The organism is Quyinboa mangrovi, assembly GCF_042219825.1.
Taxonomy (GTDB): domain Bacteria; phylum Bacteroidota; class Bacteroidia; order Bacteroidales; family UBA5342; genus JBHJHP01.
On sequence record NZ_JBHJHQ010000002.1, the window covers coordinates 135782 to 153340 of the forward strand.

The 17559-nt window shown below is 40.7% G+C and carries 7 protein-coding genes; all 7 read left to right on the plus strand.

Translation table 11 applies throughout. From position 1 onward, the window contains the following. The first annotated feature begins 24 nt into the window (after positions 1 to 24). The 7 genes from ACE1ET_RS03875 to ACE1ET_RS03905 all read left to right on the plus strand — a co-directional run bounded on the left by ACE1ET_RS03875 (position 25) and on the right by ACE1ET_RS03905 (position 17549). Entirely contained in the window at positions 25 to 2571 is a 2547-nt protein-coding gene (locus tag ACE1ET_RS03875; RefSeq protein ID WP_375727048.1) for a glycoside hydrolase, read from the plus strand. Positions 2572 to 2585: 14 nt separating this feature from the next. Then, the gene (locus tag ACE1ET_RS03880; RefSeq protein WP_375727049.1) at positions 2586 to 4199 is read left to right on the plus strand and encodes a glycoside hydrolase; all 1614 of its coding nucleotides are present in this window, start codon (positions 2586 to 2588) and stop codon (positions 4197 to 4199) included. 7 nt (positions 4200 to 4206) lie between these two features. Further along, positions 4207 to 5592: a sugar porter family MFS transporter gene (locus ACE1ET_RS03885; RefSeq protein ID WP_375727050.1), complete on the plus strand. Its 1386-nt coding sequence runs from the start codon at positions 4207 to 4209 to the stop codon at positions 5590 to 5592. Between the two features lie 36 nt (positions 5593 to 5628). Then, the gene (locus ACE1ET_RS03890; RefSeq protein WP_375727051.1) at positions 5629 to 8967 is read left to right on the plus strand and encodes a DUF5107 domain-containing protein; all 3339 of its coding nucleotides are present in this window, start codon (positions 5629 to 5631) and stop codon (positions 8965 to 8967) included. Between the two features lie 17 nt (positions 8968 to 8984). Then, positions 8985 to 11762: a sugar-binding domain-containing protein gene (locus ACE1ET_RS03895; protein WP_375727052.1), complete on the plus strand. Its 2778-nt coding sequence runs from the start codon at positions 8985 to 8987 to the stop codon at positions 11760 to 11762. A gap of 42 nt (positions 11763 to 11804) precedes the next feature. Next, positions 11805 to 14684, plus strand: coding sequence for a glycoside hydrolase family 2 protein (locus ACE1ET_RS03900; protein WP_375727053.1), 2880 nt, complete (start codon positions 11805 to 11807; stop codon positions 14682 to 14684). A 129-nt stretch (positions 14685 to 14813) separates the two neighbouring features. Then, positions 14814 to 17549, plus strand: coding sequence for a beta-galactosidase (locus ACE1ET_RS03905; RefSeq protein WP_375727054.1), 2736 nt, complete (start codon positions 14814 to 14816; stop codon positions 17547 to 17549). Positions 17550 to 17559 lie beyond the last annotated feature (10 nt).

Sequence of the window (17559 nt, forward strand, 5' to 3'; positions counted from 1 at the left end):
CTATCTAAAAGCTACTGGATTTTGATGACTTTTTTAAAACTATCTTTCACTCTTGTATTATTTTATGCAAATTATTCAATATTTGCTCAAAGTAATATTATTCCTGTTGCAGACTACAGTTTCAATAATAATATGGTTATAGATGAAACAGGAAAGTCAGAATTATCGCTTTATAATAACGCAAAATTAATTACGGACAGCGAAAGAGGAGCGGTACTGCATTTTACGGCAACGGATAAAAGTTATGCTGCTTTTAACAAAAACTTACTCAATACTGATACGTGTACAATTTCATTCTTCTTTTATTGGGAGGATGCAGGTGCCGGATCGTGGCATCAACTTTTTGAAATACATAATCCAGTTACAAATTCTAATTTCTTTTTCACTCCGCAAATTGGTTGGGGAGAGTATGGTTGTGCATTAATTAGCGACAGTCGGGATTACGGGCTTTACGAAACTGTTGAATCCATCACATTACAAAAAAATAAATGGTTACACATCGCCATAACAATAGAAGATAAACGCGTAAAGATCTACCTGAATGGTTCTGAAATATCCACTGGCTATTTAGCGATCTCACCCGGCCTTATTCAGGGTAGTTCCTTATATCTTGGAGGAAATCCTGATAGATCTGATAACTATTATATATCAGCTCGTTTAGATGAGATTACAATTTTTAATCAGGTACTTTCAGCTAATCAGATTCAGGCTCTTTTTAATGAAACTGATATTCCAGCACCGGTTAATAATAAGACGAACTGGGAAACGGCCGGCTCACAAATAGACCTGACCGTAGATCTCTCCGCGAAAAACCAAACTATACAGAATTTTGGTTCTTCAGATGCCTGGAATACAGAACGAATAGGAAAATACTGGCCCATTGAAAAAAAGGAAAAACTTGCTGAATTATTATTCAGTACAGACATCGATTCATATGGAAATCCCAGGGGTATCGGCTTATCGGCATGGCGCTTTAATATTGGTGCAGGTACTTCCGAACAGGGTACTGCCAGTCGGATCAGTGTAGCATCGCGGCGGACTGAAGGTTTTTTGAATTCCGATGGGAGCGGATATAACTGGAACAAACAAATTGGACAACAATGGTTTTTACAAAAAGCCAATCAGTATAATGTACATCATTTAATCGGCTGGCAAAACAGTCCTCCGGTAGCTTACACCCAAAATCATCTTGGATTTCGGGACTATGGTACCGCAATGGCAACAATTCTTAAACCGGAGTACTTCGATGATTATGCAGGATTTTTAGCTGATGTTTGCGATCATTTCAGTAAGGAAGGCATACATTTTGATTATATAAGTCCGCTGAATGAACCCCAGTGGGGCTGGGCACCAACAACAAGCGGTGGTACGGTAACCCAGGAGGGAACACCATGGACTAACGAAGAAATTTTTGATGTGGTGGCGGAGATTGACAAAGAATTTACTTCCCGCAGTATTTCTTCAAACATAATTATTACAGAGGCTGGTTCTGTGGAAAGAATGGTTGGTGGAGCCGGACATGCTGATAATCAGCTTAACAAATTCTGGAACACAAATTCTCAACTATCATTACTTGAAAAAGCTTCTTTTTCAGATATCGCAACGTATCACAGTTATTTTACAGATTATGGTTCAAGACTGATTGATTTAAGGAATGAAATTTTTCAGAAATCACAGGCTTTGAATTCAAAGCCAATTTTATGGCAGACTGAATATTCTTTGCTCGACAATGGATATCGATACGGTTATCCGGCAGGAGTAAAATTAACAGAGATGGAATGTGCACTTTCACTTGCACGGGTTATAATGGCTGATCTGAACATTGCAAATGTATCAGCCTGGCAGTGGTGGACAACGTTTGATGAAGTTAAATTTGACGGAGAATCACGTTTTGGACTAATAGAAGCTCTAACAAAAAAAGATAACAGCGATGGCAATTATCATTTGACAAAACTCTTTTATACATTTGGTAGTTTTTCACATTTCATTCGACCGGGAATGACCAGAATTGGTTTTACCCGTTCGGATAACATATCAGTTGAGGAATCTTTTAACAATGTTGTTTTTTCAATTTTTACGAATGCAGAGATCAATAAACTGGTACTGGTTGCTGCAAATTTCACGAAAGATGCACGCGTGGTAAGTCTATCACTTAAAAATAATGCGCAAAAAGGGCTGAAAAATCCTAAGCTTTTTTTAACTGATGAATATGCAAATCTTGAAAGGCAGGTTATTGATCTTTCTGATGACAAACTTATTGTCCCGGCTCATTCAGTGATTACGTATACAGCTGATATTGCAGAAGAAACTCCGATTGACCAAAACCATACAGAACAAAACATGGTTGCCTGGTACAACAGTAATACCAGGGAGATCATTGCCATCCTGCCTTCTGTCCATTCATATAAAAATCTTAAACTGTACTCGGTTTCAGGTGATCTGTTAAAAACAATCACAGTGAATCAACAACAAAGGATTATAATTCCGTCAGATCAGTTAAGTAACGGTGTTTATTTCCTTACGGGAATGACAAATTATCATTATGAAACGTCGAAAGTTGTAATACATTAAACAATCGGATAAGGATGAGACACATATTAATCATATTCTCAATACTGTTATCAGGTCATTTACTTGCTCAAACCAGTGAGGTGACTATTCTGGTAAACCCCGAAAGAACATACCAGACTATTCAGAATTTTGGGGCATCCGATTCCTGGCGTGTACAGTATGTGGGCGAAAACTGGCCTGTTTACAAGCGTGAAAAAATCGCCGATCTCCTCTTTAGTCTGGAAACAGATAAAAACGGAAATCCTAAAGGGATCGGGCTCTCAAACTGGCGTTTCTATATAGGTGCAGGATCAATGGAACAAGGTGATGATTCTGATATAAGAAATGTTTGGCGACGATCTGAGTGTTTCCTTGACGCTGAAGGCAAATATGACTGGTCAAAATATAAGGGTCAGCGTTGGTTTTTACAGGCCGCAAAAAAGCGGGGTGTTCCTGAATTTACGGCTTATACTATTTCACCACCCGTGTTTTACACAAAAAACGGCCTGGCACATGCCACAAAAGGTGATTTAGGTTTTAACCTTAAGTCGGATAAATATGAAGCTTATTCAAAATTTCTGGTGGACATCATAGAGCATTTTGAAAAAAATGAAAAGGTATATTTTAATTATTTGAGCCCGTTTAACGAACCTCAGTGGGCATGGGATCAAAGCAACCAGGAAGGCACACCAGCTACCAACAGGGAGCTGTATAACTACATTAGCTTCCTTTCAAAAGAATTATATGCACGTGGTTTAAATACCAAACTTATTGTTGGTGAAGCCGGGGACCTGGAATATTTGTATAAAAAGAAAGGTAATAACTCAAACGGTGACCAGATCAATGTCTTCTTTAATCCTGATTCAGAGATGTACTTAGGCGGTTTACATAATATGGAATATGCCCTTACAGCACACTCCTACTTCACGACCTGGCCATTAAAAACACAGCTTGACATACGGCAAAAACTTGCAGATCGTATGGAAGAGATTAATCCTGATCTGGATTTCTGGCAGACTGAATTTTGTATTCTTGAAAAAAACGATGAAATCCATGGTGGCTGGGGACGCGATACCGGAATGCCAACCGCACTGTATGTCGCACGTGTCATTCATTCGGATCTTACAATTGCAAATGCCCGATCATGGGATTGGTGGACAGCGCTTTCCCAGTTTAATTACAAGGATGGACTGATTCATTTGGATGATGGCAAAGGACCGGGTGTGGTAAATGATACCAGCCAGTTAAATTATAACCTACGGTTAGACGGTGAAATTACCGAGACCAAGCTACTTTGGACACTGGGAAACTATTCAAGGTTTGTCCGCCCCGGGATGGTTCGGATTGATGCAAAAATTGAGAATGGGTTATCACCTTTAGAGCAGGCTACAGACTTACAGGTTGCAGCATTTAAAGATACAACTTCCGGCAAACTGGTATTTGTTTTTGTGAACTACAAGGAAGAAGATAAACCAATCCGTCTGAAAGGATGTGACATAAGTACCGGTCAACCAGCTTTTTTTATCACAGATGAAAAAAGAAATCTTCAAAAATATCAGGTGCGTTTGGACCAACTTGTTATTCCCAAACGCTCGGTTTCAACACTAGTGATAGAAAAGCAGAATACACTTAAATCAATAAATTTTTAGCTGAACGATGCATACATTCAATACAAAATACATATTTGCCATATCCATGGTTTCGGCCATGGGAGGTCTGTTGTTTGGATACGACTGGGTTGTTATTGGTGGAGCCAAACCATTTTATGAGCAGTTTTTTTATATCAGTGATGCTCCTTTTCTTCAGGGTTGGGCCATGAGCAGCGCACTTCTCGGCTGCTTACTTGGGGCGGTCACATCAGGTGCTTTTAGCGACAGATTTGGAAGAAAGAAATTGCTAATATTCTCAGCCTTTCTTTTTACCCTTTCAGCTGTTGGAACCGGCGCAACATCCGACTTCAGCTTTTTCATTTTTTATCGTGTACTCGGAGGTATAGGCATTGGGCTCGCATCCAACCTGTCGCCCATGTATATTGCTGAAATTTCACCGGCATCCATGCGTGGTAAATTTGTTTCTTTGAACCAGCTCACCATCGTAATCGGGATTCTGCTGGCTCAGATTGCCAACTGGCAGATAGCTGAACCTGTTCCGGCCGACTCAACTGCCGCAGACATTCTGGCGTCCTGGAACGGGCAGATGGCCTGGCGGTGGATGTTCTGGGCAGAAACAATTCCGGCTGCCGCATTCTTCCTGCTTATGTTTTATGTTCCTGAAAGTCCGAGGTGGCTGGCTAAAAACGGTAATCAAATCAAAGTATTAAGTATTCTGAGTAAAATTGGAGGTGAAAAATATGCTAAAACGGAATACGATAATATACACCGGAATTTACTGAATGATGCAGGCAAAGCAAATTTTAAATTTCTGAATTCAAAAGGCATGAGAAAAATATTGCTGATAGGTATTGTTATAGCAGCCTTCCAGCAATGGTGTGGCATAAATGTTATCTTTAATTATGCCCAGGAAGTTTTTGCAGCAGCTGGTTATGGGGTTTCCGATACATTGTTTAATATTGTTGTTACCGGAAGTGTGAACCTGATATTTACTTTCGTGGCCATTTATACCGTAGATAAACTGGGGCGTAAATCTTTGATGCTTATTGGAGCAGCTGGACTTTCAGGCATTTATGCATTCATGGGAGCAGCCTATTATTTCCAGCTTACAGGCTGGCCGCTTCTTTTACTGGTTGTCGCTGCCATCGCCTGTTATGCCATGTCATTAGCTCCCGTAACCTGGGTTGTCCTTTCAGAAATATTCCCCAACAGAATACGTGGCGCTGCAATGTCAGTAGCAACGGTGTCACTTTGGTTGGCAAGTTTCCTGTTAACCTACACTTTCCCACTACTGAACAAAGCATTCAACGCTTCCGGGACATTCTGGGTCTACGGTCTGATTTGTGTCGCAGGACTGATATTTATATATAAACGTTTGCCTGAGACAAAAGGTAAATCACTGGAAGAAATTGAAGCAGAAATATTAAATTAGCATAAATACAGGATCCATATATAGGAGAAGGATAAAATGAAACATGTTGAAGCATATAAACGAAAGCTGGTACTACCAACTTATGAACTTGGAAAATCAGAAATAAATCCCGTATTTTTTGAAAAACGTGTGTATCAGGGATCATCGGGGAAAGTTTATCCGGTTCCATTCATCGATAAAGTTTACGATCATAAAGTTGATAAAGAATACCTGGCGGCAATAATGGAAAATGACTTTGTTAAATTGGTGATGTTACCTGAGATTGGCGGCCGGATTTTTGAAGCACAGGATAAAGCCAATAATAATTATAATTTTTTCTACCAGCAAAAGGTGATTAAACCTGCCCTTGTTGGTCTGGCAGGCCCATGGATAAGTGGTGGCGTGGAGTTTAACTGGCCTCAGCACCACCGCCCCGGAACATACATGCCTGCTGATGTTTTTATCGAAGAGGAAGAAGATGGTGCCAGAACGGTCTGGATGTCGGAATACGACCCTATGTATCGTTTAAAAGGCATGCACGGCATACGTATCCGTCCTGATAGCGCTTTAATAGAATTAAGAGGGCGTTTATTTAACCGGACCCCACTGACTCAAACCTTTTTATGGTGGGCAAACGTGGCCGTTGAAGTCCATAAAGATTATCAAAGCTTTTTCCCACCCGATGTACATTACGTGGCCGATCATGCAGTGCGTGCAATGAGCAGTTTCCCGAATGCAGAAAATGATTATTATGGGATACCGTATCATAAAAGACCGGGAAAAAACGATTTGCGAAACTATGCCAACATTCTTGTCCCAACCAGTTATATGGTCTGTGATACCAAATATGATTTCTTCGGTGGATATGATTTTAAGGCTGACGGTGGTTTTATTCACGTTGCCGACAGACATATTGCTCCCGGTAAAAAACAATGGACCTGGGGAAGTGAAGCCTTTGGTAAAGCATGGGATCGTGAACTGACGGATGAAGGTGGACCCTATTTTGAGCTGATGGCAGGAGTTTATACCGATAACCAGCCCGACTTCACCTATTTACTACCATACGAAACCAAAACCTTTTCGCAGTACTGGTGGAGCTTTAAAAAGTTAGGCCCCGTTCAGAATGCCAATAAGCAAATGGCTGTACGACTTGAAATCCTGCAAGGGAATAAGTTGGATCTGGGTGTCGCTGCCAGCAGTGTTTTCGAAAACATCCGTATTAATCTGAAAATCGGCGATAGTATAAAAACATACACTAATGTCTGTGTTTCGCCTGATGAACCATGGATAGACAAGACCATGACAATTGAATCAGGACAGGAGAATTCAATTTCATTGATTGTCCTTGATGAATACGGTACGGAGTTAATTGCGTATCATCGACGTGAAATCCGTAAAGAAAGGAATCGTAAACTTGCTTTTGAGCCCAAACTACCTTCTGAAATTGAAAGTGCAAATGAGCTGGAATTAGTAGGTGAACACCTGGAGCTGTATCGTCATCCAACCCGATATCCTGAACCATACTGGAAGGAAGCTATTAAACGTGATCCGAAAAGCTACAAGTCGTATATTGCTTTGGGGAGAGTGGATCTTAAAAACGGCAGGTTCGCTGAAGCTGAAAGAAACTTCAGAACGGCTATTGACATCATGACCACATATCATCCGAATCCCGCATCTGGTGAGGCGCATTATTTTTGTGGTTTAGCATGTTCATTCCAGGATAACAAAGAAGAAGCATATGATTTATTTTATAAAGCAACCTGGAATTATGAGTGGCGTTCAGCTGCTTATTATCAGCTGGCAACACTGGATTGTTTAAAGGCTGATTATGAAACAGCCCTGGAGCATCTCGATGCTTCTTTGGATACAAACCGGCAAAATAATAAGGCACATATCCTGAATTCTGTTATCCTGAAACATCTGGGGCGTATAGAAAGTGCACAGAAGATATTGTCAGAATTGTTCTTAAATGATTCACTCGATCAGTGGGCAAAATTTGAATCAGCAACTTTATCCGAAAACTACAGTGAATTTATTGAGTCATCACGAAACGATGCGCAAACTATCATCGATATTGCTTTCGATTATGCTGAAGCCGGCTTTTATAAAGAGGCTATTGCTGTAATTGAACTGCACCATAGCAGTGGGATACCGGAATGTGTTGTGCCCAATCCGATGGCAAAATCGGTAATGACAGACTTTATTCTGGCCTGGTTGTATGAACGGAATGGTGACCCAGCGAAATCCCTTGATTTACTGAAAAAGACAAAATCAGCTTCCTGCGATTATGTTTTCCCATCGCGAACATATGAGCAACTGGTATTGGAATGGGCGTTGCAAATGGATAAAGAAAATACAGTGGCTGCATTTGGATTGGGAAACTACTATTTCAATCTAAAGCGACACACAGATGCCATTAGGGTTTGGGAAATGGCTTCCAATGCCAATAGCCATTATGGAACTTTGTACCGCAATTTAGGTATTGCATACTGGAATACCTTTGAAGATGGTAAAAAAGCCAGACAGGCATTCCTTAAAGCCATTGAATGCTCTCCAAACGACATGCGGATTCGCTATGAATATGACCAGCTGAGAAAAAAATTAAATGATGATCCAAAAGACAGATTGGATGATTTATTGCCTGTTATTGATCAGATCACAACCCGCGATGATTTTTCGGTGGAACTGGCAGCGCTATACAATTTCAACGGGGAATATAACAACGCGTTGAATCTGTTGGAAAAACGAAATTTCCATCCATGGGAAGGTGGTGAGGGCCAGGTATTGAGACAATTCACTTATGCCTGTTTAAAGCTGGGTCAGATGGCACTACAGGAAGGTGATGCCGAGACGGCTTTGGAATACTTTAACAGATCAGTGAATACACCTGATAACCTGGGTGAAAAATACCATCCGCTCCAGGCTGTTGCCCATATAAACTACTGGAAAGGTATGGCTTTAAAGGCTATGGGAAAAGAAGCAGAAGCCAATGCACATTTTATGGAAAGTACCAACGAAGAAGGCGATTTTATTGACATGGCAGTCAGTGCCTATTCTGAGTTATCGTACTACAGGGCACTTTCGTTAAATGAATTGGGAAAAACGGATGAAGCGAATAGATTACTGTCAGATATCAGAATATTTGGAGAATCTAAACTGAAGCAAAAAGCACAGATTGACTATTTTGCCACATCATTGCCTCTGTTGCTTGTTTTTGAAGATGATATTCAAAAACGAAATACAATAGATGCAAAGTATCTAATCGCACTGGCACAGGTTGGCTTAGGATCATACAACGATGCGATGCAAAATCTGAATGATGTTTTGACGTTAAACTCCATGCATGTGGGATCAAAAGATTTACTGGAGCAAATCTCCGTAAAGACATTGCGCTAATTATTAAAAATGAGTACATGAAGGCGGTATTATATTATTTGGTAGTAGTCATGGTTGTTATGACTACAGGGTGTTCAAAATCATCTGTTAAGGAAATTGATCTCGCAGGAGTCTGGACTGTAAAACTGGATTCCATGAATTCAGGCCTGGATGAAGGATGGGCTGGCAAAAACCTTGAAAGCGTGACCATTCAATTGCCGGGCACCCTTGACGATGCCGGATTGGGAACAACAAATACGCAAGTGCCGGTAATGGATAACAGTGTCATGTGGGGATTAACACGAAAGCATCAGTACATTGGCAAAGCCTGGTATCAGAAGGAAGTTAATGTTCCGGCAAACTGGGAAGGCAAAAGCATTCACCTGGAACTGGAACGGGTCATCTGGCGATCCCAACTGTTTATTGATGGGAAACTTATTGGGAAAAATGAAAGTTTAACAACGCCACATCGCTTCGATTTAGGTTCATCATTAACTCCTGGAAAACATACGGTTACAATTCTAATAGACAACTCTGATATTTATCCACTGATTAATGTCACAAGTGATAAATACCCTGACCCGGTCAATCAGGAACTGGCGCATTCCTATACCAACCACACCCAAATCAAGTGGAACGGTATTATAGGAAACATAAAACTTTCAGCCTCAGAACCCGATGAAATAAAAGATCTTCAGGTTTATTCCAATGTAGCTGAAGGAAGAATTAAAGCGGTATTCAGCGTTCATTCCAATTCTGAAAATGATTTGAAATATCAGATACTGACGACTTCCGGAGTTATGCTTGCAGAAGGAATTGTGGAAAACGGGAAAGATGAGGTTACTATTCCAAAACCGGATGAAGTCAAACTCTGGGATGAATTCAATCCGAATCTGTATGAATTCAGGCTGTTTACAAAAGATGTAAGCTCAAGTGTAAAATTTGGTTACAGTCAGATCCAAAAAGATGGGAATGTACTAACCTTAAACGGGAAACGTATTTTTTTACGTGGCAACCTTGAATGTGTCATATTTCCGCTAACCGGACATCCGCCAATGCATAAAGATGGTTGGGCAAAATTAATTACACAGGCCAAGGCGTATGGTTTAAATCATTTACGCTTTCATTCATGGTGCCCTCCCACAGCAGCATTTGAAGCGGCCGATGAGGCTGGATTTTATTTTCAGGTAGAACTCCCCCATTGGAGTTTGCACTTTGGTGAAGATGAAAAAACAACCCGCTTTTTATTGAACGAAGCAGATCGGATTTTAAGTGAATACGGAAATCATCCCTCCTTTATTCTGATGTCGTTGGGCAACGAGCTTGAAGGCAATGCTGATCTGATGAATTCCACTGTTGCTGAATTACGTGCTAAGGATAACCGTCATCTGTACATGACAACCACCTATTCGTTTCAGTATCCGTTAGGTACGATAGCCCAACCGGAGGATGACTACTTTGTCACTCAAAAAACCGATAAAGGATGGATTCGCGGACAGGGAATATTTAATGCACAGCCGCCAAACTTTAACGAAGACTATACGGCCGCCAGTGAACATGTGCCAGTTCCATTGATCTCTCACGAAATCGGACAATATTCTGTTTATCCCGATATGTCAGAGATTGAAAAATATACAGGAGTGCTTAAACCACTCAATTTTATGGCAGTAAGAAACGAACTGGAAAAAAACGGATTACTGGATCTGGCATCTGAGTTCACATACGCATCAGGGAAACTGGCTGCCATGCTTTACAAAGAGGAGATTGAAAGAGCCTTAAAAACACCGGCTTTTGATGGTTTTCAATTGTTACAGTTACAGGATTTCCCGGGCCAGGGAACGGCTTTGGTTGGTTTACTGAATGCATTTTGGGAATCAAAAGGCGTGATCAGTGCAGACGAATTTCGTCAGTTTAATTCAGAGCTTGTTCCGCTTCTTCGTTTTGAAAAAGCCGTTTATGAGGATGGCGATATGTTTACTGCCTCCCTGGAAGTTGCCAACTTCTATAAAGAAATGCAGGATCAAACCTTAGACTGGACCATAACAAACAAACACGGTGAAAAAGTGCTGGAAGGAACCGAAAACAATATCAACCTGGCTTTAGGTAATAATCCTGATTTAGGATCAATTGCGTTTAAAGTTTCAGCCGTTAAAGCAGAAAAGTTGTTGATCAGTGTGGCATTACGAGGTTCTGATTATCAGAATAGCTGGCCTATTTGGGTCTATCCGAAAAAGGTAATCCTATCTTCTGATAATGTTGTGATTACTTCATCGTTTGCCGAAGCGAAACAGGAACTGGATAAAGGCAGAACTGTACTGCTCAATCCTGACTACAAAAAGTTAAAAGGCATTGATGGTCGATTTGTACCTGTGTTCTGGAGTCCGGTTCATTTCCCGAATCAACCCAGTACAATGGGCTTACTGATGGATGAAAATCATGCGGCGTTTAATGATTTTCCAACCAGCGGCTATACCGAATGGCAGTGGTGGGATCTTTGCATTCATTCCAAATCCATGATTATCGATTCACTGAATGTGACCCCCATTGTCAGGGTTATTGATAATTTTGTTACGAACCATCACCTGGCTAATGTTTTTGAAACTAAAGTTGGAAATGGAAAGCTCATTTTTTCTTCAATCGATTTAATTAACAATCTTTCCGAACGTCCTGTAGCACGTCAGTTGAGGTCAAGTTTGTTACAATATATGGAAAGTGATACCTTTAAACCTTCTGGTTCAGTAAATATGGATGAACTTGATTTTACTGATGAAATTCAGCAGAAACAGTTTGAGGCTACCGATATTTATACAGAGTAAATCATTAGGACAGATTGAATCGGAATTTTAAATGATTAATACATGAAGAATAGTATTCTAAGTATTATTACGCTGCTATTGGTCACCTCATGTTCCCAATCATCAAGACAAATTGATCTCTCGGGAGATTGGCAGTTTGCGATGGATCGGAATGATGTGGGCGTTTCGGAACAATGGTTTTCAAAAAATCTGGATGAAACGGTTGAGTTACCCGGATCAATGATGACCAATGATAAGGGATTTACCCCCAATCTTCATACACCCTGGACAGGTTCCATTTATGACAGCTCGTTCTATTTCAATCCGGCTCTGGCTAAATTCAGAAAGAAGGGAGATATCAAATTTCCTTTCTGGCTTACACCAAATAAATATTATAAGGGAGCAGCCTGGTATCGCAAAGAAGTGAACATTCCTGATGACTGGAAAGGGAAACGTGTTGTACTGTACCTGGAGCGTCCGCACTGGCAAACAGCAGTGTGGGTTGATAATAAAAAATCCGGAGAACAAAACAGCCTGTCAACACCGCATATTTTTGATATTACCAATCTGGTTCAAACCGGTGTGAATTATATAACGATTGTGGTGGATAACCGGAGTGATAAAGTAAATGTCGGACCCGATTCGCATAGTATTTCGGATCATACACAGGGAAACTGGAATGGCATAGTTGGTGATATGTATTTGGAAGCTAAGTCTGACGTTTTTATTGGTGATGTACAGCTTTATCCCGATGTTGAGAAGAAAAGTGTTAAGGCGGTCATTCAGATTAAAAATACAGATGCAGAGGCAGGAGAGGCTATAATTAAACTTCAGGCGGCCTTAATTGATTCAAACGCAAAACCATTGCCAGAAAAATCTGAATCGGTACAATTGAAGGGGGATAGTCAGGTAATTGAGTTGAATTATGCCATGGGAAACAATATGAAACTTTGGGATGAATTTGAACCAAATGTATACCGGATGCATGTTTCTCTTGTCACCGGAGATAAAACCACCGATAATAAAGAAATAACCTTTGGGATGCGGCACATTGAGACCAAAGATGGAAAGATATTCCTGAATGACCGTCCCGTTTTCTTTCGGGGCACATTGGAATGTGGTGCTTTTCCACTGACAGGATATCCACCAATGGATGTTGAGTCCTGGAAGAAGATTTTTGAAGTGTGTAAAGAAAGTGGTTTGAATCATGTTCGCTTTCATTCCAACTGTCCGCCGGAAGCTGCATTTACTGCGGCTGATGAAATCGGCATCTATCTTCAGCCTGAAGCAGCAAGCTGGCCAAACCACGGGACCGCACTGGGTAAAGGTCGCCCGATAGATGATTATATCATAAAGGAAACTGATCGCATATTTAAAGCCTATGGTAACCATCCGTCATTCGTGATGTGGGCCTACTGCAATGAACCGTACGGAGCATATGTTCCTTTTCTGGATAAGGACCTGAAAGTTCGTAAAAAGGAAGATAAGCGCAGAATTTACACAGCAGCCTGTATAGGTAAAAGCTGGAGTGTAAATCCGGAGAGTGAATATATTGTACGGTCGTATCCCCGTGGATTACCATTTAAACAAAGGCCTTCAGCAGATTTTAATTACGATAACCGCATTGTTGATGAAAGCAGGCCGTATATTACCCATGAGATGGGTCAGTACTGTGTATTTCCTGACTTCTCTGAGATTGATGAATATACCGGTGTCTATAAAGCGAAGAACTTTGAAATGTTTAATGATATCCTGAATGATCATCACATGGGCGACCAGGCAGAGGATTTTTTAATGGCTTCGGGAAAATTACAGGCATTGTGTTATAAGGCAGAAATTGAAGGCCAACTGAGATCCGAAACACTTGATGGCTACCAATTGCTGGGATTAACAGATTTTCCGGGACAGGGATCTGCCATTATCGGAATGTTAAATGTGTTCTGGCAGGAGAAAGGCTATATTACAAAAGAGGATATCAGCAGCTTTAATGGTGAAACAGTTCCGTTGGCTTTGTTCGATAAATTTGTGTTCAAAAACGATGAAACAATGATTATTCCTGTTGAGGTGTCACATTACGGACAGTTTGATCTTAAAGATGTTCAACCTGAGTATGTCATCACAACGGCAGTTGGAGATACTTTATTGAAAAGCAATTTTCCTGAAACAAATGTACAAACGGGGCAATTAAGCTCTATAGGAGAAATTTCGTATTCACTGGATAAAATTATCAAGGCAACCCAATGCAGACTGGAAGTTACCATTGGTGGTCATAAAAACGGTTGGGACTTCTGGGTATATCCGGCAAACCTTTCTGCCGTACAAAATGATGAAATTTACTATACGTCAACCCTTGATAAAGAAGCACTGAAAAGGCTGGAAGAAGGGGGCAAGGTCCTGCTCGAGGCAAACGGTAAGGTGGAGCATGGGAAGGATGTGGTAGCTTACTTCACGCCCGTATTCTGGAATACATCGTGGTTTAAAATGCGACCTCCGCATACCACCGGTTTCCTGTTACAGGATGAACATCCCGTCTTTCGGGATTTTCCAACATCGTATCACAGCGACTATCAGTGGTGGGAGATCGTAAACAATCGTCAGATTATGAATATCGACAGTTTTCCACCATCATTCAGGCCCATATTACAACCCATAGATACATGGTTTTTAAGTCGTCGGCTGGCGCAACTGTTTGAGGCGAATGTTGGCAAAGGGAAGTTAATGGTAACCACTTTGAATATTGATAAGAACAATGGACCGGCATCGGCTCAGCTGCGGAATTCCATTGTGAGCTACATGAATTCCGCGGAATTTATGCCGAAAGATACGTTAAGTGCGGACGTGATCACCGAATTATTTGAAAAGAAAGACCGGCAAAAGGTGGAAATGTACACCAAAGAAAATCCGGATGAGTTACAGCCCAACCGCACAAAAAGTAAGAAATGAGTTAATTTAATCCATCTGCATACCGGAGTATAAAATTTCTGGAAAGCGAAATAGATAGGGCCAATGTAAGGTTTAGTATCTTTGATACGATCTTAAATCATATTCAGTCAAAATAAAAACGTTAAACGGATGAAATATCTGGTTCTAACCTTACTTCTGGCCTTAAGTGTCCCATCTCAGGGAAGTCTTATCTCATTTAAAAAGTCTGTGACAGTAAATTCTGATGTCATTGAAAATCAGCTTAAAATGGGTGATCCGGGACAGGAAGGCCGTAAGCTGGAAGTGAATAACCGCTATCTCACACTAAACGGCAAGCCTGTTGTTCCTGTTATGGGTGAATGCCATTATTCACGTATTCCGAGGGATCAGTGGGAGGATGTGCTGCTGAAGATGAAGGCCTGCGGAATCAATATTGTGGCTTCCTATGTCATCTGGATCCACCATGAAGAGATACAAGGGCAGTTTGACTGGTCAGAGAATAAGGATCTGCGGGCATTTGCTGAGTTGTGTCAAAAGCATGGTTTATGGTTTTATCCGCGCATAGGACCCTGGGTACACGCAGAGGTCCGTAATGGTGGCACGCCGGACTGGATCCTCACAAATCCTGAAATAAAGGATCGTTCAAATGATCCGGAATACCAGCATTACGCAGAGGAATGGTATAAACAGGTTGGTTTACAATTAAACGGGCTGATGTATAAAGATGGTGGTCCGGTCATTGGTGTTCAGCTCGAAAATGAATACAGGCGTGGAAGAGGAGGTGAAACACACATTTTATGGCTGAAAAAAACTGCACGAAAATATGGGTTTGATGTGCCTTTGTATACCGTAACAGGCTGGGGCAATGCGTCTGTGCCGGCTTATGAAGTTATTCCATTGTACGGTGGCTATCCTGATGCCCCGTGGCAGACAGACCTGAATCGTGGCACATCGTGTGATGAGTTTGTGTTTAAACCTTTCAGGAACAGCGAAACTATTGGGAATGAAGGCGAACAGGTTAAAAAGCCATATGTTGATCATAACGCGTATCCTTATTTTACCTGTGAAGTGGGTGTGGGCATTATGAACACGGATCACAGGCGCTTATCCATAGATTCAAAAGATGGACTTGGAATTATCATGTCTAAAATAGGTTCAGGAAGTAACCTGCCCGGATATTACATGTTTGCCGGTGGATCTAATCCGCATGGCATTCTGACTACAATGGAAGAGAACAAGGAAGAGACCGGTTACTGGAACACTAATCCGGTAGTTTCTTACGATTTTCAGGCAGCTATAAGGGAGTCAGGTCAGCTCAATAAATCTTATTTTGAGGTTAAAAAACTGCACTATTTTTTGAATGAGTTTGGCGACAGGCTGGCACCCATGGAGGCTGTATTTCCCGATGAACCGGATGAACTGAACTGTGTGGTAAGAACTGATAATACCTCTGCTTTTCTTTTTAGTTCAAATTATTGCAGGCATAATGTTGCTGGAGCAAAGCAAAAGATTCAGTTTTCAGTAGAACTAAACGACGAAACAGTAACATTCCCTTCTGAAAAAATTACAGTTCCTGACAGCGCTATGTTCATCTGGCCTGTGAACTTTAAGATGGGCGAAGTGAAATTACGCTATGCTACAGTGCAGCCCGTGGGGCATATCAATAATACCTGGATTTTTTATGAAACGTCCTGTATTGAACCGGAATTATGTTTCGATACCAAAGGAATAGACGAAATAGTTACCGTTGACGGAAATGTGGAGAAAAAGGGAAATGCAATTTTCATTCATAAGCTTAAAGCCGGAATGGGCTCATCAGTTAAGCTTATTTTAAATGATGGATCCGAACTGTTTGTGGTGGTGTTAAAAGAAGAGGAGGCTTTACATTCCTGGTTATTCGATACAGCAAAAAATAAGCATTTCTTTGTTTCAGATGCCAATCTCTACATGGATGGAGATGAACTTGATGCATTCAGTACATCGACAAATTTCACTATAAATCAGTTAGTTGAAAAAGGAACATTTAAAACACAGAAGTTTACAGTGCCTGAACAGGCTGTTGAATTGCAGGTAAAGGAGACAAAACCGTTGGATGATGCACAGTGGCTGATAAGCAGTGATGCACAAACTCTGTCAGGCCGAAGCAAACTGATGCACCGTTTTTTTCTTAAAGACTTTGATCTGAATAATCCTTCGGAAGTAAAAAGGGTGACGTTGACAATCTATGTTCAGGGAACCAGTCATGTTCAGGTTAATTCTAAATGGATAAACAGCGAAATACAACCAAATAGGCTGAACATAATTGATGTGACCGGATATGTACAAAAGGGTGATAATAATTTATTGCTGGAATTTCCATACCAGTCAAATCAGCAGATCTTTGCGGCAAAGATGGAGATAGAATATTTCAATTCCGATCGTATCATATTTAATTCTGATGGAAGTTGGTTGGTAAATAACAATTACAAGTATCCATCATTTCTGACCGGTTATAGCGGATTCAAGGCACCTGAAATTATGGAAAATTCTACCCCTGAGTATACGTCTGTTTCAGCTGAGAAAACATATGACTTATCCTTTCCTGATGAATACCCCGAAGATTTGAATAATGTTTATATGGAGATAAATTATACAGGTGATAAGGCGAAACTTTATCACGATGATCGTTTGATAGCAGATGATTTCTATAACGGAACTACATGGATTACCGGGATGAACAGGCTTGGGTTTTATCCCGGAGGACAGACTTTTAAATTACAAATTAAACCGTTGTCTGAGGATGCACGTGTATATTTTGATTTGAAAGAAGCTTATGATAAAGCTAAAAATGCGGAGTTGGTAAATGTACGTTTGATACCTGAATATAAGGTGATAGTTAATTTTTAAATAAGAATTT